At 58.4% G+C, this 16,876-nt stretch carries 17 protein-coding genes and 1 pseudogene; 6 read left to right on the forward strand and 12 right to left on the reverse strand.

The window, feature by feature from the left end:
- Window positions 1-63 precede the first annotated feature (63 nt).
- From EX00_RS16860 to EX00_RS16885, 6 genes are all read right to left on the reverse strand, one after another.
- On the reverse strand, window positions 64-2,421 hold the full coding sequence (locus tag EX00_RS16860; RefSeq protein ID WP_047459958.1) for a beta-glucosidase family protein: 2,358 nt from the start codon (window positions 2,419-2,421) through the stop codon (window positions 64-66).
- Window positions 2,422-2,681: 260 nt separating this feature from the next.
- A complete protein-coding gene (locus tag EX00_RS16865; RefSeq protein WP_047459961.1) occupies window positions 2,682-3,632 on the reverse strand; it encodes a LysR family transcriptional regulator in 951 nt (316 codons plus the stop codon).
- Window positions 3,633-3,681: 49 nt separating this feature from the next.
- Window positions 3,682-4,353, reverse strand: coding sequence for a DUF1028 domain-containing protein (locus EX00_RS16870; RefSeq protein ID WP_047459963.1), 672 nt, complete (start codon window positions 4,351-4,353; stop codon window positions 3,682-3,684).
- A gap of 14 nt (window positions 4,354-4,367) precedes the next feature.
- Window positions 4,368-4,781 carry a RidA family protein gene (locus tag EX00_RS16875; protein WP_047459965.1) on the reverse strand — a complete coding sequence of 138 codons (414 nt, stop codon included), beginning with the start codon at window positions 4,779-4,781 and terminating at the stop codon, window positions 4,368-4,370.
- Window positions 4,782-4,861: 80 nt separating this feature from the next.
- The gene (locus EX00_RS16880) at window positions 4,862-6,127 is read right to left on the reverse strand and encodes a flavin-containing monooxygenase (RefSeq protein WP_047459968.1); all 1,266 of its coding nucleotides are present in this window, start codon (window positions 6,125-6,127) and stop codon (window positions 4,862-4,864) included.
- Between the two features lie 508 nt (window positions 6,128-6,635).
- The gene (locus EX00_RS16885) at window positions 6,636-7,031 is read right to left on the reverse strand and encodes a winged helix-turn-helix transcriptional regulator (RefSeq protein ID WP_047460482.1); all 396 of its coding nucleotides are present in this window, start codon (window positions 7,029-7,031) and stop codon (window positions 6,636-6,638) included.
- Window positions 7,032-7,076: 45 nt separating this feature from the next.
- On the opposite strand from EX00_RS16885, the gene EX00_RS16890 reads away from it, so the two are divergent.
- Complete coding sequence (locus EX00_RS16890; RefSeq protein ID WP_047459970.1) at window positions 7,077-7,886, forward strand: SDR family NAD(P)-dependent oxidoreductase; 810 nt, start codon at window positions 7,077-7,079, stop codon at window positions 7,884-7,886.
- A gap of 102 nt (window positions 7,887-7,988) precedes the next feature.
- On the opposite strand, the gene EX00_RS16895 is transcribed toward EX00_RS16890, so the two are convergent.
- Window positions 7,989-8,915, reverse strand: coding sequence for an AraC family transcriptional regulator (locus tag EX00_RS16895; protein WP_047460484.1), 927 nt, complete (start codon window positions 8,913-8,915; stop codon window positions 7,989-7,991).
- Between the two features lie 82 nt (window positions 8,916-8,997).
- Here EX00_RS16895 and EX00_RS16900 point away from each other — a divergent pair, with 82 nt between their 5' ends.
- From EX00_RS16900 to EX00_RS16920, 5 genes are all read left to right on the forward strand, one after another.
- On the forward strand, window positions 8,998-9,825 hold the full coding sequence (locus EX00_RS16900) for an oxidoreductase (RefSeq protein ID WP_047459973.1): 828 nt from the start codon (window positions 8,998-9,000) through the stop codon (window positions 9,823-9,825).
- A 60-nt stretch (window positions 9,826-9,885) separates the two neighbouring features.
- A complete protein-coding gene (locus EX00_RS16905; protein ID WP_047459976.1) occupies window positions 9,886-10,476 on the forward strand; it encodes a TetR/AcrR family transcriptional regulator in 591 nt (196 codons plus the stop codon).
- A gap of 75 nt (window positions 10,477-10,551) precedes the next feature.
- A complete protein-coding gene (locus tag EX00_RS16910) occupies window positions 10,552-11,181 on the forward strand; it encodes a hypothetical protein (RefSeq protein ID WP_047459977.1) in 630 nt (209 codons plus the stop codon).
- A 104-nt stretch (window positions 11,182-11,285) separates the two neighbouring features.
- Window positions 11,286-12,140, forward strand: a complete 855-nt coding sequence (locus EX00_RS16915; RefSeq protein WP_047459980.1) for a cytochrome b/b6 domain-containing protein — start codon at window positions 11,286-11,288, stop codon at window positions 12,138-12,140.
- Entirely contained in the window at window positions 12,137-12,913 is a 777-nt protein-coding gene (locus EX00_RS16920) for a molybdopterin-binding protein (protein WP_047459981.1), read from the forward strand. The genes EX00_RS16915 and EX00_RS16920 overlap by 4 nt, the downstream gene beginning before the upstream one ends.
- 103 nt (window positions 12,914-13,016) lie before the next feature.
- Here the strand turns inward: EX00_RS16920 and EX00_RS31115 are convergent.
- The 5 genes and pseudogenes from EX00_RS31115 to EX00_RS16940 all read right to left on the reverse strand — a co-directional run.
- Window positions 13,017-13,130, reverse strand: a pseudogene (locus tag EX00_RS31115) (transposase); the annotation flags it as partial.
- Window positions 13,131-13,283: 153 nt separating this feature from the next.
- Window positions 13,284-13,616 carry a cytochrome C oxidase subunit IV family protein gene (locus EX00_RS16925; protein ID WP_047459984.1) on the reverse strand — a complete coding sequence of 111 codons (333 nt, stop codon included), beginning with the start codon at window positions 13,614-13,616 and terminating at the stop codon, window positions 13,284-13,286.
- 10 nt (window positions 13,617-13,626) lie between these two features.
- Window positions 13,627-14,349, reverse strand: a complete 723-nt coding sequence (locus EX00_RS16930; RefSeq protein WP_047460486.1) for a heme-copper oxidase subunit III family protein — start codon at window positions 14,347-14,349, stop codon at window positions 13,627-13,629.
- Window positions 14,350-14,361: 12 nt separating this feature from the next.
- Window positions 14,362-15,066 (reverse strand): cytochrome c oxidase subunit 3, encoded by a 705-nt coding sequence (locus EX00_RS16935; RefSeq protein WP_047459987.1) that lies wholly within the window; start codon window positions 15,064-15,066, stop codon window positions 14,362-14,364.
- Window positions 15,063-16,841 (reverse strand): cytochrome c oxidase subunit I, encoded by a 1,779-nt coding sequence (locus EX00_RS16940; protein WP_047459989.1) that lies wholly within the window; start codon window positions 16,839-16,841, stop codon window positions 15,063-15,065. Before EX00_RS16940 ends, EX00_RS16935 begins: the two co-directional genes overlap by 4 nt.
- Between the last annotated feature and the right edge of the window lie 35 nt (window positions 16,842-16,876).

A 16,876-nucleotide genomic window follows, 5' to 3' on the forward strand; every position in this document is an offset into this window, starting at 1 on the left:
CCAAATGAGGAAGGCCCGCATTCTCAGCGAGCCCTCGGGTCATTCTTTATCGTCGACGGCGCGCTATCGCGCCGCAGCCTCTTCGTTGGCCATCGCCTGATTGATGTCAGCCAGCAAAGCGGCAACATCCGCCTTCGGGAAGGACTGACGGAAACGACGGTCAAAGGTCGTGAACATTCCAAAGAAGGAATTGGCGCAATGCTCGAGCATCCTGTCAGCCGCAGCTTCTTCGATCGAGAGATGCGTCTGAAGGAACTGGTTGAACTTGGCGCGGGCGATCGGATTGGCAAGTACGAAGGTTGGTTGCGTATCCCACATCACCTGGCGATGCTTCGAGGCGCGCGAGCAGATCTTTAGGGGCGACTGCAGATGGATATCACGCGAGGACGAACCGATCTCGATCTGAACAGCATCCTCATCGAGGATCCATTTGCCCTTGCCCGGGTCGAACAGGGTGAAATCGTCGGCCGGTATGGTCAGGCTGACACGCTTTGATTCTCCCGGCTCCAGATGAACCTTGGCAAAGGCCTTCAGTTCGCGCAGCGGCCGCTGCAACCTCGGCTTGCCATAGCGAACATAAAGCTGGCTGGCCTCCTTGCCGGCGACAGCGCCGGTGTTGGTCACGGTGAAGCTGGCAACCAGTTCGTCGCCGGCCTTCAGTTCCGAGCGGTCAAGCTTCAGATCGGAATAGGCAAAGCTGGTGTAGCTCAGGCCGAAACCGAAGGCGAACTGGGGCTCGATATCGCGGCTATCGTACCAGCGATAGCCGACATGAATGCCTTCGCTGTAGTCGTGGCGGCCGTTCTCACCCGGATAGCTGAGATAGGTGGGCATATCCTGCATGCGTTTCGGGAAGGTGGTGGTCAGTTTTCCGGACGGATTGACCACGCCGAAAAGGATATCGGCGATGCCGCCGCCGGTCGCCTGACCGGAGAAGAACATTTCGACGATCGCCTTGACCTCCGGCACCCACGGCATGACCACGGCGTCCGGGCTGGCGATGGCCACCACGACATTGGGATTGACCGCCGCGACGGCGCTGATGAGCAGGTCATGGCCGGGCGCAAGGTCAAGGGTAGTGCGGTCGGAGCCTTCGCCATCGTAGCCGTTTTCGCTATTGACGAAGATCACCACGATATCGGCGCCTCGGGCACCTTCGACGGCTTCCGCCAGCAGTGCGGCCTGTTCGCTTGCCACTTCGCTGGTGCCGCGATACTGATCGACCTTGATTGCATTTCCGGCCAGCTTCAGAATTTCCTCGATCGGCGTATCGACCTCAGTCGGCGTTGTCGTCGCGCAGCCCGAGCCCTGGATAACAGGCGCACCGGCACCCTCGCCGATGACGACCATCCGCTTGACCCTGCCAGGCGCGATCGGCAGCAACTGATCGTCGTTCTTCAGAAGGACCATCGATTCCCCGGCCATGCGGCGAGCCAGCTGGTGGTGGGCAGCCCGGTCGAACACCGTATCGCGGCGCTCGCCAAGCTTGCCGGAGCGGACCAAAGCCAGCACCCGCTCGCAGGCCTTGTCGACGACGGCCATATCGACCTCACCGCTGGTGATGGCAGCCATCAGATCGCCTTTTCTCGTCTCGCTTTCCGGCATGTCGAGTTCGTTGCCGGCGATCAGGGAGGCAGGGCGGTTCTTGATGCCGTGCCAGTCGGAAACGACCAGGCCTTCATAACCCCATTCGTCGCGGAGCACCGTCGTCAGCAGCCAGTGATCCTCGGCGGCCTGGGCGCCATTCAGGCGGTTGTAGGAACTCATGACAGTCCAGGGATTGCTCTTGGCGATCGCCCGTTGGAAACCCTTCAGATAGATTTCGCGCAAGGCCCGCTCGGCGACGATGGAATCCATCGTCGTGCGCTCCACCTCGGAATTGTTACAGGCGAAATGCTTCAGGGAAGCACCGACCCCGTTTTCCTGAAGGCCATTGATCACGCCAGCCGCAAAATCGCCGCTGATGATGGGATCTTCGGCATAATATTCATAGGAGCGGCCCGCGAGTGCCGTGCGGCGAATATTGATGCCCGGTCCGAGCAACAGGTGAACCCCGAACTCCTGGCATTCCAACGCCAGCGCCACGCCCATCTCATGGGCCAGGTCGACGTCCCAGGAGCAGCCGAGACTGGAGCCGTTCGGAAAGCAGGTCGCCTGCTTCATCGCGCCCCAGGCAACCTCGACATGGCTGGCGCGCTGGCCAACGACGGAAAGAAAGGCCGAAAAATCAGTGCCGCCAGCCTGATCATTGTCGATCTGCTGGATGGAATAGCGAACGCCATAGGTGCCATCGGTCATGACAATGCTCGGGATGCCGAGACGCTCGATCGCCTTGGTCTTCCACATGCGATGCCCAGCCAAAAGAGCGACTTTCTCTTCGGCGGTCATTTCCGCGATCAGCGCCGCGAAGTCGCCATTCATAAGCTTGTCTGAATTCACGTCATGTCTCCAAGATCAATATATAATGGCGGCTCGCGGAGGCTTGGCGTGACTTACAGCCATCGCTTGCTCCGCGTTTAGCGGTGGTCGACGGTTCGATGCAACATGTTGAAATTGCCGCGCGCCGGCATCGGCCTTAGCTGGAAGGGGTTGTTGCGTTGACCAATCATGGCATTCGTCCGGCCGGAGAGAAATAATGCATTTCCGAGGCGGCGCTTTACCAAAAGCTTGGCAGCGGCCGATCAGCTCTGCACACGCCGCCGCTCCATGACCGGCGCGACCATGCCCGGGATATAGGCATCCGAGACAAAGGACTTGCAGTGCTGCCCGAACGTCTCGATCAGCCTTGATTTGCGACTGTGCTTTAGGGTTATGACCCCGATGACCATCGGCTTTTGATCGCCCGTGATCGGAACGCGGACCACCGGCCGGCCGTCCATGGCCAGTTGCGATCGCGGTCGGACATTGGCGATCGTGTAGCCGTAACCGTTGGCCACCATGGTGCGGATGACGTCCTGATGCGCCGAGCGCATGGCGATGGTCGGTTCCAGCCCGGACTTCGCAAACAATCCGAGAAAATACTCGCGGCTGATAGGCAGATCCAGGAGGATCAGCGGAGCTTCAACGAGTTCGGCAAGACTGATGGAAGAGTGGCGGGCAAAGGGATGTGCCTCGCCGACGAGGATATGAGGCGGCAACGTCGCCAGCGGTAAGAAATCGAAAGCCTCCGGGACCAGCAGATCGTAGCTCAACGCCACATCGATCTCGACGCGCTGCAGTTTTTCGAGCAATTCCTCGTGGTCACTGACTGTCTGCATGATGCGGGTTTCAGGAAATGCCGATGTGAAGGAATGCGACAGCTCCGGCATGATCATCGATGCCAGCGTCACCATGCAACCGAGCGAAAGCTGGCCCCTGACCTTCTCGTTCACTTCGGAAGCGACCGTATAGATGTTTTCTGCTTGCTCGACGAGGTGCTTGGCTTCGGCCAGCATCAGTCTGCCGGCCGGCGTCAGCGATAGCCCCTTGGCATGGTGGCGCACGAAGAGCTGGGTTTCCAGCTCGGTTTCAAGATGGGTTATCGCCGTTGAAATGGAGGGCTGGGATATGTTCAACCGCTCGGACGCCAGCGTGATGCTACCTGTTTCCGCAGTCGCGATGAAATATTCGATCTGACGGAGCGTGTACCTCATGGTGCATTTATATATCCGTCAGGTGAAAGAACAAGCAGCTCGCCACCTGTTATTCGTCTCCCGGTACGCCGAAGGATGGGGCCGCATTGGGGTCCAGCGCGCGCCTGACATAGTCTTCCATTTGCGGCTCATAAACAGACCACAGGCCATGCAATGCTGCGATCGGTTGCTCGTCCCAGTCGACCCGCAGGTCGACGATGGGCCAGGCGACATCGCGCACGACCTTCAAGCCGGCGGAGCGCACCGGCCCGGCTTCGCCACCGGCCTCAAGGCCGGCCGCAAGCGCCGCCAGTAGCCGCGACGGCAATGAGCCGTTGCCAGCTTCGAAAGCGGCCACCATCTGCTGAGGCACATCGGTGTTTGCGAGGAGATTGCCCGCAGCGATGCAGCCAGCGCCCTTCGCCATCGCATGGACGCCAAGCGTCCGCTCGCCGGAATGCCCGGCTGTGTTCCCCTGCGCATCAATCAAAGCAAGCTGGCGATAGGCGGCAAAGGGCGTCGACGACAAAAGCCGGGTCAAGGTTTCCTCGGCGGCAAGACCCTTTGCCAGCATCTCCAGCCCGCCGATGCCCAAAAGCGGATCGGTGATGTTTTGGCTGGCCACAACCCCGGCGCCGGCCTGGACATGCGAGCAGCGCGCTGCAACCGCTGGCGAGGAGGACGAAATGGCGATGCCAAACATGCCGGTTTCAGCACAGCGGGCGGCAATGGAGAATGTCATGGGATCAACCTATCTTATTCAGGAATGACGGCAATGGCGTCGATCTCGACCAGCCATTCCGGACGAGCGAGTGCCGAGACGACGATGCCTGTCGAAACCGGGAAAACGCCCTTCAGCCAGTGGCCGACGACGCGGTAGACTGTCTCGCGATAGCGCGGATCGACGATATAGATGGTGATCTTGCAGATATGATCGACCGAGGAGCCGGCTTCGCCGAGAAGCATCTTGATGTTTGCCATGGCCTGCTCAGTCTGGCCCTCGACGTCGCCAATCGCGACACTTGCGGAGGTGTCGAGATCTTGTCCGATCTGGCCACGCACGAAAACCATCGTGCCCTTGGCGACAACAGTCTGGCAAAGATCGTTATCGAGTTTCTGCTCGGGGTAGGTGTCCTTGGTATTGAACTTGCGGATGCGGGTATGAGCCATGTTTGAAGTCCTTGGAATGATGCTTTCGCGAGTGGTTGCGGCGGTTGAGCGCTGTCCGAGCATGGAAGTATTCGAGCGTTTCAGTCGCCCATTGGGCTGGAAGGACGGTAATCGAAGTACTTGCGCTGGGTTGCAATCCGATCCGCCAGATGTTTCGCATCGTGCCAGACACCCCAGATAAAGCTGGAACCTCTTCGCGACTGCCATGGCAATCCGAGAAAATAGATGCCGCGCTCGGCGGAGACCCCGCGCTGATGCTTTGGACGTCCCCGCTCGTCGAACGCGTCGACCTTTAGCCAGCTATAATCAGACATGAATCCAGTCGCCCAGATAATCGACCCAATGCCGGCTTCCGCAAGATTGAGCTTCAGAATTGGGCTGGTGACGCAATCCGGCACTGGCTCGATCCTCCTGGCCTCGGGATCTTGCGGAAGGTCGATGCCGTTGCGTGTTACATATTCGTCGGCCTCGTCCAGCAGCGACATATAGTTGGCATCACCGCGCGCCAGGTTTCCGGCCAAGTCCTGGGCAAAGTTCAGGGCGGCACCATCGAAGGATTGCGTCAGGCCAAGCAAGGTCATCCCCTGTGCGGCCAGGCGTCGAAAGTCGATCGTATAGCCGCCATGGGCACCGCTTACCGCGATCGTCACATGTTCCGTCCCCGGCCCGGGCGTTTCGGCGTCCCATTTCCCAAGAACGCCGAGCCACCAGCAAAAGTCGCGTCCGCGATAGGCGCGCGGCGGGCGATCATGTGGGCCGACAGACAGATATACGCGCCGGCCTGAAACAAGGAGTTCCTCAGCGATCTGCACTCCAGACGACCCCGCGCCCACGACCAGTACCGCTCCATCGGGCAACCGATCCGGATTACGATATCCACTGGAATGCATCTGGAGAATGTTCGGATGTTCCGGAACGATCTTCGGGATGATCGGCAACTGGAAAGCGCCGGTCGCAGCGACAACGTTTTGAGCCATGATGACGCCTTCGGACGTTTCCACGCGGAAGTCAGGCCGGCCAATATTTCTCTCTACGCTTTTTACCTCGACCCCGCAGCGAATGGGAGCGCCGATCTGTTCGGCATAGGCCTCAAAATAGCTGGCAACCTCTTCCTTTGTCGCAAAGGCATCGGGATCAAGACCGGAAAATTCCATTCCAGGGAAACGATCATGCCACGCGGGGCCATTGGCAACCAGGGAGTCCCACCTTTCCGAGCGCCAGCGTTCGGCGATGCGGCTGCGCTCAAGGACGAGATGGGGGACGCCGGCCCTGCTTAAGTGCTCGCTCATGGCAACTCCAGCTTGGCCAGCGCCAACAATAAGAGTGTCCACTATTTCAACTGACATTGCTGCGTCCTTTTCCCGATAAGGGCTCTGTGCGTAGGGCGGGGTATGATTGTTGGTTTAGTGCACAGGCCCGATCTAGAAAATTACGTTTTCATTTCGCAGTGGTTAGCCTGCCGCTAAGCATGAACGGCCGCCGATGACAGCACGAAGGGCACCGTCGCGTAACCGAGCAGCGATCAAAATGTGGGATCTGGCGGCATGACGAGATTATCTCGTAATCCTCTTTGTCGTTGCCACCAATTTCCAACGGACGTGATTGCTTATGCCGTTTGGCTCTATTTCCGGTCTGCCCATGGTCGAGGATATGCTGGCAGCCCATGGCCTCATCGGATCAGAAGTCGCTCACCAGACGGCCCGATCGTCACAATCTCCGTGACAAGGAGAACTCTATTCCGGACGGCACACTCGTCACAATCTTCGCCCCGACAACCAAGCCGCTGTCGTCATCGCCGCCGCGGCATGGTTGCTTGGCAAACAAACGGAGCTGCCTAGACAAAGCGTCATGCGGTCAGCCCGGTATTTCTCCAACTTTCTCGGGATGAAGGCGGGAGAACGCCCTTACCGACATCAGCACCGGCAAGAGGTCGCGACCGGAATCCGTCAGACTATATTCGACACGCGGCGGCTGCTCACCAAAGTCTCGCCTCGCGACAAGTCCATCGTTCTCAAGCTCTCTGAGATGCTGCGTCAGCATTTTCTGCGAGATGTTTGGAATGTCCCGCAACAATCGCGAAGTCCGCATCGTCGGTTCCGCGAAAAGGCGGAACAAGATCGGCAGCTTCCATCGCCCGCTGATCATACGAAATACTCTGTTCACATGGGCGACAGATCCATCCGGGCCCAGGCAAACATCTCTTTCCTCATATTCCATAGGCACTTTTAAGTGCGTAATTGCGTCACTCATCATCCTGTCCTCATAACACCCAGACACTAGCACGGGAGTGACGTCATGGATCTGAAACTTAATGGAAGGGTTGCGCTGGTCACTGGCAGCAGCAAAGGGATTGGCGAAGGGATAGCACGAGTGCTTGCGCGCGAGGGCGCGACCGTCATCATTCATGGCCGCAACAAGACCAAGACCGAAGAAGTCGCTCACGACATTGTCGCTGAAGGCGGTCGTGCCCATGTCGTCATCGGCGACCTGATGAGCGAAGACGAGGTACAACGCCTTGTCGATGAGGCGCAAGGTTTCGCTAGCCCCGTGGAGATACTGATCAATAACGCTGGTGGCTCCGGTGAGACCGAAGACTGGACTACGACTCGCTCCGAGACCTGGGCGGCGGGATATGACCGCAACGTCCTTGCGGCCGTTCGAGTCACGTCGCGTCTGCTACCAAGAATGCGGGAGGCGAAATGGGGAAGGATCGTCAATATTTCCAGCCTCGCGGCATTGATGCCTCCTTCCAAAAGACCTGACTATGCTGCAGCAAAAGCAGCCATGATTGCGATGACCGCATCTCTGGCAAAGGCTGTCGCAATGGACGGCATTACGGCAAATACCGTTTCGCCTGGAACGATCCATAGCGCCAGCCTCGACGAAGCTTTCCAGAAAGTGGCAGGCAAGCAAGGGCTTGCAGCGCATGCACCATGGGCGGAAATCGAACAAACAGTGCTACCCATGTTCGCCCAGGTTCCTATGGGGCGGGTTGGAACGCTTGAAGAGATTGCCGATGCCATCTGTTTTCTCGTCAGCCCTCGAGCAAGCTACATCACCGGAGCAAACCTCAGGCTCGATGGCGGAATGTGGCCGGGACTTTAGATCGTCACTTTGGCTGCCCAATGCGAAGGGGTAGGTTCGTCCGGATTGCCGACTGTGGTCATGGCTCAAAAACGCCAAAAGCAAACGACCTAAGCGTAATGGTCAAGCAGGCTCGCCAAGGTGGCGTTGGACCCACTTCATCTCTTCCGATGCCGTGCGTCCGAAATGCCGTTTGAAGTCACGGCTGAATTGAGCTGGGCTCGCGTAGCCAACCGAAGCCGCGACCTCTGCAATCGTGCCGCTTTGGCGTGCGATCATCAATCTTGCTTCGTGGAGCCGTATCGCTTTCACGTACTGCATTGGACTGTTACCGGTCAGACCCTTGAAATGAACATGGTAGGAGGGAACGCTCATGCCTACGTCTCTCGCCAGATCAGCGACCGCGATTTCGGAGCCATAATTTTCCCGCAACCAGGCCAAGCTCTGAATGAGTTTTCCGGATGTGCCTTTCTGCTGAAGGGCAGCGATCATCGCGCCGCCTTGCGGGCCAACCAAGGCCCGGTAATGCAGTTCACGCAGAATGCTGGCACCAAGCACAGCAACATCAACGGTGCTGCAAAGTGCCATCAGCAGGCGCAGCAGGACATCCTCGATATCGGTCGCCATCCTACTTGAGACGAGACCTCGCGGCTTGTCGCTCACCAGTTCGGCGTGCTTTTGCACTTGCATGGCGATCTCGGCTGCCATCTGCATGTCGAACTCGACATAGACCGCAAGCAATGGCCGCTCCGGACTGGCCGTCGACTTCATCCGGAATGGAACGGGTATCGAAACCGCCAAATAGTGTTCCTCATCGTAGCAGAAGACCTTCCCTTCGAGGATGCCTTGCTTGCTTCCCTGCAATACGAACACCGCGCCTGGCTTATAGAGCACCGGGATGTCGTGAAGCACAGCTTCCGTCCGCAATATGCGGACGGAACTGAGCGCGGTCGGATTGTATCCGTGACGGGGGGCGAGAACTTTGGCCAACTCGACCATCTCGCGTCGCTTGGATCGGTCCTGATCGCCAAGCATAGGATTTGGCAACATATTCATAGAATCCGCAATCGAAGCAGGGCCTCCTTCATACTATTTGTCAAACCTAACCTCAATTAGGGAATGTTTGCAGATCATGTCACAAAAGACCTTCTTCATCACTGGAGCGAATTCCGGCTTCGGGCTGGCCGTTGCTTCAGCGGCCGTCCAGACGGGCCACACGGTGATTGGTACCGTTCGCTCGGAAGCGTCACGCCGAGCGCTCGCCAAAGCCCTCCCCGCAGTCCGGCCGGTCCTCTGCGACGTAACGGAGTTCGACCGTATACCTGACGTCGTCCGGCAGGCGGAGGACGAGCATGGACCGGTTGACGTGCTGATCAACAATGCCGGTTACGGCCATGAGGGAGTGCTTGAGGAGTCGCCGATTGAAGAGATGCGGCGTCAGTTCGACGTGAACGTCTTCGGCGCCGTCGCTGTGGCCAAGGCATTTCTTCCCAGGTTCCGCGAGCGACGCAGTGGGTTCATCGTCAACGTCACTTCTATGGGCGGCATGATCACCATGCCCGGCATCGCGTATTATTGCGGCAGCAAGTTTGCGCTTCAAGGCATATCGGAAGTGATGCGTTCGGAAATGGCCCCGTTCGGTGTCCGCGTGACTACCCTTTGCCCCGGCTCCTTCCGGACAGATTGGGCCGGGCGATCAATGGTCCGCACAGAGCGGTCCATCGCGGACTACAATACCCTTTTTGATCCGATCCGCGCGGCGCGACAGGCCGTAAGCGGCAAGCAACTCGGTGACCCGGACAAACTGGCAGCGGCCGTTTTGACCTTGGTTGAATCCGATGATCCTCCGCCGCAGCTTCTACTTGGCAGTGATGCCCTGAAGTTTGTGTCGGCTCGAATCGAGCGCCTCCAGCAGGAAATTGAGACGTGGAAATCAGTCACCGTCTCGACCGATGGATGATGGGCGCAGGAAATCAGCTTTTCTGCTTGACTGCCTTCCTACTGGAAGGTAGAAACAGTCATGAGCAACCTTTTAACGACATCCGACGAAATCCTGGCTTCCGCGCGAGCATTGATCATGAGCGGAGGTTATAACGGCTTCAGCTATGCCGACATCGCTGAAGTCGTCGGCATCCGCAAGGCCAGCATCCATCATCATTTCCCAAGCAAGGTCGATTTGGTCCGCACGCTTGTAAAACAATATCGTGAAGATGCCGAGATGGCCGTGGCGGGTCTGGAGCAAAACGTACCAGACCCCCTTCAGCTCCTCAAAACCTACGCGGGCCACTGGGCCAAGTGCATAGAGGACGCAAGCAGGCCTTTTTGCGTCTGCGCTTTGCTTGCAAGTGAACTGCCAGCGCTGCCGCCAGAAGTCGCGGGAGAGGTAAAGGCTTTTTTCCGCTTTGCCTCGACATGGCTGACCTCCGTCATGGAACGAGGATCCAAGGAGGGGGCCGTAAATCTGTCAAGCGAACCTCGCGTTGAGGCTGAAGCATTCATGGCGACTGTCCATGGAGCCATGCTCTCGGCGCGTGCTTACGGGACTCCAGAGGTGTTCGCCACCATTCTGGCGCCCACCTTGGAGCGGCTGTCTCCGACCACCGCTCACTAAAGTTCCGGGCGAAACAAATCGCCCTGAGTGACAACTGTAACTCACGAATCTACCAACTAGTAGGAAGAAATTAAAATGATCAGGAACTTTCTCTCCGCCCTCGTAGTGGGCCTGTCCGGTCTCTCGTCGGTGACTATTCTTGCCGTGCCTGCGCATGCCGAAGACAAGAAGGCCGAGCAGGTCCATGTCCGGGGCAGCATCGTCAACTACAGCGGGTCCACTCTCAAGGTGAAGACGCGCGAGGGCGAGATCGTCGATGTCGCCCTCGCTGACGACTGGAAACTTGCCAGCGTCGCAAACGCGAAAGTCACCGACATCAAGCCGGGCGACTTCGTCGGCATTGCATCTCTGCCGAAAGAGAGCGGTGGTGACGGCGCGCTTGAAGTGCTCATCTTCCCGCCGGCAATGAAAGGTGCAGGTGAGGGCAGCTACGGTTGGGACCTTAAGCCCAACAGCAGCATGACCAATGCTACCGTGGCAGATGCCGTCAAAGGCGTCGATGGCCGGACGGTCACTGTTTCCTATCACGGCAAGGAAAAGAAGATCTCTATTCCGGACGGCACGCCCGTCGTGACCATTGCTCCGGCAACCAAGGACGATCTCGTTCCCGGCGCCGTCGTCTTCGTACCTGCCGAGAAGGCTGCAACCGGCACCATCGCCCACCAGATCCTTGTCGGAAAAAATGGCGTGGTCCCACCAATGTGACCACGTCGTCGCCGGTCGGCTCGGCCCGCCACCGGTTCGACCGGCGACTGCCAAGAAACGCTGCCTGACCTTATCCGATGGATGCTATCGACGGAGGATCCGTCATGAACGACAATGCCACCAATGACAACGTTCGATATCCTCGAATGACCTTCATTCGCCGCCACACCCTCGTCACGCGGCTCACTCACTGGCTGAACGTGCTTTGCCTAAGCTTTCTCCTGTTGAGCGGGCTGCAGATTTTCAACGCCCATCCGGAGCTTTATTGGGGCCATTATGGCGCAGATGGCGACCCTGCCGTCCTCACGATTGGCTCTGAGGGACAAGGAGGCGAAATACGCGGTTTCGTGCGGGTCGGGGGTGCCCGTTTTGCGACCACTGGTGTCCTTGGAGTTTCGGACGTCGAAGGTGAGCCGACGTCGCGGGCTTTCCCGGTATGGGCTACCATACCGTCGTTTCAGGATCTCGCGGCTGGACGCCGCTGGCATTTCTTCTTTGCCTGGCTGTTTCTTATCAACGGTATCCTTTACCTCGGCTTCAGTGCCTTGAACGGCCATTTCAGGCGGGACCTGGCGCCGACAATTCGAGAGCTTTCACCACGTCATCTGTGGCACGAAGTTCTTGATCACGTTCGTCTTCGCTTCCCGGAAGGCGAGGAGGCAAAACGCTACAACGCACTTCAAAAGCTGACATATCTTGCCGTAATCGTTGTCCTGCTGCCCCTCATGGTCCTGACAGGTCTGGCTATGTCGCCCGGTGTCGATGCTGCCCTCCCCGCGCTGGTCGATCTCTTCGGGGGACGCCAATCTGCTCGAACCATCCACTTCATCACCGCATCGCTTCTGGTGCTCTTCGTCATCGTTCACATCGCCATGGTCGTGCTGTCGGGGACCTGGAACAATATCCGCTCGATGATCACCGGCCGCTACGCGATCCAAGAGAAAGGCCCGAAATCATGAGCCATCTTCTCACCCGCCGCCGGTTCCTGATCGGCAGCACACTTGGCGCCAGTGCCCTGACCCTTTCCGGGTGTGACCTGCTGGAGCAAAACGCCGACGTCGCCGCTGTTATCCGCTCGGCGGAAAAGCTGACGATGAAAGCTCAAAGGCTGCTTCAGGGACCTGATGCACTGGCCCGCGAGTTTGCCGAATCAGATATTTCGCCATCCTTCAGGGTCAACGGCACGAGCGCGCCGGACAGCGAGGAGTACGCCGCCCTCGCCGACGGCAAATTCGCAGCCTGGCGGCTAAAGATCGACGGCCTTGTCGACCGCCCCCGAGAATTCTCGCTCGCAGATCTCAAGACGCTTCCGGCGCGCACCCAGATCACTCGCCACGACTGCGTGGAGGGATGGAGCGCCATCGGCAAATGGACGGGCGTCCCGCTCGGCATTCTCCTGAGTACGGTCATCCTCAAGCCAACGGCGCGATATGTGGTCTTCCATTGCGCCGATGAGCTGGAGAAGACGTTGGACGGAAGCGGTCGCTACTATGAGAGCATCGATCTTATCGACGCCTATCATCCGCAAACCATCCTCGCCTATCAGATGAACGGTCAGGAGCTGAGCATTGGCCACGGCGCCCCGCTGCGTCTGAGGGTTGAGCGGCAACTCGGCTACAAGCAGGCGAAATACATCATGCGTATTGAAATCGTCGACAGCTTTGCAGGTTTCAGCGGCGGTAACGGCGGTTACTGGGAAGATCGAGGATACGAGTGGTACGCGGGAATCTGACCCTGGGTTCGGCTTTCAAAGTCGGTCGGCAGCTTCTTCGACCGGCGCGACCCCAACCTTGTTGGCAATCAGACCGCGAGATCAAGAAGGAGAATTAGTCGCGACGGGTCCGAGAGGTCCCAGCCTTGGTCATCCCGCCACGTTTGACATGTTCACCTGTCGAGCTCTCTGACGGAACGAGGCCAAGAAGGGCCATCAGCTGGCGGGGACCGACGAAAAGTCTGCTATGCCGATCCATGGTTCATCCTCGCTAAGCTTGGGGCTCGGCTTCGGCCACTCCGAAGCAATCCCCGATCTCAGCTTGCGGCGAGGGTGAGCCGCCTTCGCCCCGAGACCATACGTCTCAGCAAATCGACTTGGCTTATGACGTCTATGGACCGGCCCCAAAAAAGGTCAGCCGGTTGAGGACCGTGTACTGCGATTCCGACACCATTAGAGCGACAAAGACAAGCACAAGGACCGGCGGGAGCAGGATGGCATAGATCAACGCCAGCCGTTCCCAGGCCATGTGCATGAAAATGGCAACGATCAGCCCCGCCTTCAGGATCATGAACAGCAGGATCAGGGACCATCTGAGATAGCTCTGGATGCCGAGGTAATCGACAAGGTAGGAGAAGGTGCTGAGGACGAAAAGCAGCCCCCAAACCACCAGGTAAAGTCTTATCGGGTGCTGTTGTCCGGAATGTGCTTGCGCCTGTGCCATGTTGCCATCCTCACCACAGATAGAAGAATGCAAAGATGAATACCCAGACCAGATCGACGAAGTGCCAATAGAGCCCCGTTATCTCGACGATCTCATAATTGCCTTTGCGGCTGGTGAAAAACCCTCGTCTTTCCTGGTCGAAGTCTCCCCGCCATACCTTGCGTGCCATGATCAGAAGAAACAGGACACCGATCGAAACGTGGGTGCCGTGAAAGCCCGTGATCATGAAGAAGGACGAACCGAACTGCGCCGCGCCCCATGGGTTCTCCCAGGGGCGGACTCCTTCGCGGATCAGTTTGGTCCATTCGAATACCTGCATTCCGACGAATGTCGCGCCGAGGACCGCCGTCGCCAACATCAGTGCGGCGGTCTTGCGGCGATCGTGGCGGTATCCGAAGTTGACGGCCATGGCCATCGTGCCGCTGCTGCTGATGAGGACGAACGTCATGATGGCGATCAGGATCAGCGGGATTTCCTTGCCTCCGATCGTCAGGGCGAAAACCTCGCTGGGATTGGGCCATGCGACGGTGGTCGACATGCGCGCCGTCATATAAGCCAGCAGAAAACACCCGAAAATGAAGGTGTCGCTCAGGAGGAAGATCCACATCATCGCCTTGCTCCAGGAGACGCTCTTGAACGCCCGCTGGTCCGACGACAGATCAGCCGCAACGCCGCGCAGTCCCACGGGCCGCAGAAGCGAATTGTTTGCCGGTCTTTCTATGGATTCGGTCATCATCGAAGCTCCTCAAGTGACCAATTGACGGCAGAGATCGACGAAACTATTTGCCCAGCCCGCGAAGAGCGCAAAAAGGATCAGCCAGACAACGAGCATGAAATGCCAATAGATGGCACAGAGATCCACGCTCAGACGGACTCTCGCCAGCACAGGGCTGGTCCGGGCGCGGATTGTCGTCCGTGCGAGCACGAAAAGCCCGCCCAGAATATGCAGGCCATGCAGTCCGGTGATCATGTAAAAGAAGCTGTTCGATGGATTGTCCGCGAGCATATAGCCTGCGGACACCAGTTGCCACCACGCTAAAACCTGCCCAGTCAGAAAGAGAACGGCCAATACGAACGCCACTGCAAGTGCCGTGTTCAGCATCTCGCGGTGGTCAAGAGGGGCCTCCACTTTCGCCCATTGCAGCGCGACGCTGCTGGCGGCAAGGGCAGCCGTATTCACCCAAAGCAGCCGTGGGATCGGAATGCTCCACCAGTCGGTGCCGCTGAGGCGCGTAAGATAGGCACTGATGAGGAGCGCGAACAAGGCGCCGACAACGGCGAGAAAGATGCCGAGACCGACTTTCGCCGTGGTCGCCGATGACCCCAGCATCTCCGGCGCATCGCCTGCCAGCCCTGCTTCCAGCCAGGGCTTAGAGGTCAGTCGCTGCTTTGCCATCCACCAGACGATGATGCCGATAATCCCTGCCATGAAGATGAGAATGGCGCTCATGACGACGCCCTTTTGGACAATCCGTCCGAGGTCGGCTGATTCTGTGGCAGGAAGTCCTGATCCGCTCCGGGGACACTGTAATCATACGGCCATCGGTAAACGATCGGCAGCTCCTTGCCCCAATTTCCATGAACAGGTGGCGTTTGCGGCGTCTGCCATTCCAATGTCGTCGCCCGCCACGGATTGCCGCCGGCTTGCCTGCCCCAGCGAAGGCTCCAGGCCAGATTGAACAGGAATAGAAGCTGCGCTGCCCCGACGATCAGCGCGGCAACGGTGATGAACTCGTTTAGCGTATGCGCCGACGGCGGAATGAAAGCCGTTTCGCCCAGCTCGTAATAGCGGCGCGGCACGCCCATCAGCCCGAGATAGTGCATCGGGAAGAAGATCGCATAGGCGCCGAGAAAGGTGATCCAGAAGTGGATATGACCCATCGTCACGTTCAGCATGCGCCCCGTGACTTTCGGATACCAATGGTGGATTGCGCCGAAGATCACCAGGATCGGCGCGACCCCCATCACCATATGGAAATGGGCAACGACGAACATGGTGTCGGACAGCGGCACGTCGACGACGACATTGCCGAGAAAGAGGCCGGTCAGTCCGCCATTGATGAATGTGACGATGAAAGCCAGGGCAAACAGCATCGGCAATGTCAGATGGATATCGCCACGCCAGAGCGTCAACACCCAGTTATAGACCTTGATGGCCGTCGGGATGGCGATGATCAATGTCGTGGTCGCGAAAAAGAACCCGAAGTTCGGATTCATGCCGCTGACATACATATGATGCGCCCATACGACGAAACTCAACGCCGCGATGATGAGGATCGCCCAGACCATCATCCTGTAGCCGAAGATGTTCTTGCGCGCATGGGTGCTAATCAGATCCGAGACGATGCCGAAGGCGGGAAGCGCTACGATATAGACCTCCGGATGGCCGAAGAACCAGAACAGGTGCTGGAACAGGATGGGGCTGCCGCCTCCTTGCTTCAGTTGCTCGCCCATCTCGACCATAGAAGGCATGAAGAAACTCGTGCCGAGCAACCGGTCGAACAGCATCATGACGGCGGCGACGAAGAGTGCCGGGAAGGCGAGCAGCGCCATGACGGTCGCGGTGAATATGCCCCATATCGTCAAGGGCATTCGCATCAGCGTCATGCCGCGAGCACGTCCTTGCAGCACCGTGACGACATAGTTCAGCCCGCCCATCGTGAAACCAACGATGAACAGGATCAGCGATGACAGCATCAGGACGATGCCCCAATCGCGCCCTCCCGGCGTACCCGACAAAAGAGCCTGCGGCGGATAGAGCGTCCAGCCGGCACCCGTCGGCCCGCCGGGCGCGAAAAAGCCGGCGACCAGCACGATGACCGCGAGCAGATAGAGCCAGTAGCTCAGCATGTTCGCATAGGGGAACACCATGTCGCGGGCGCCGAGCATCAAGGGGATCAGATAGTTGCCGAAGCCGCCGAGGAACAGCGCCGTCAGCAGGTAGATCACCATGATCATGCCGTGCATGGTGATGAACTGATAATAATGTTCCGCGTCGATGAAGGAAAAATAGCCCGGAAATCCGAGTTGCAGGCGCATCAGCCAGGACAGCACCAGCGCCACCATGCCGATCGAGATGGCGGTCAAAGAGTACTGAATGGCGATAATCTTGGCGTCTTGGCTGAAGACGTATTTCGTCCACCAGCTTTTCGGGTGATAAAGCTCCACATCCTCGACTTCAGCGGGCTGGATGACCTGCTCAGTGCCGGATCCGATGTCGACCATATTCCATCCTCCCTGTTCCCTCCGACGCGGCCTTC

The organism is Martinezella rhizogenes (assembly GCF_000799715.1).
Taxonomy (GTDB): Bacteria; Pseudomonadota; Alphaproteobacteria; order Rhizobiales; family Rhizobiaceae; genus Rhizobium; species Rhizobium rhizogenes_C.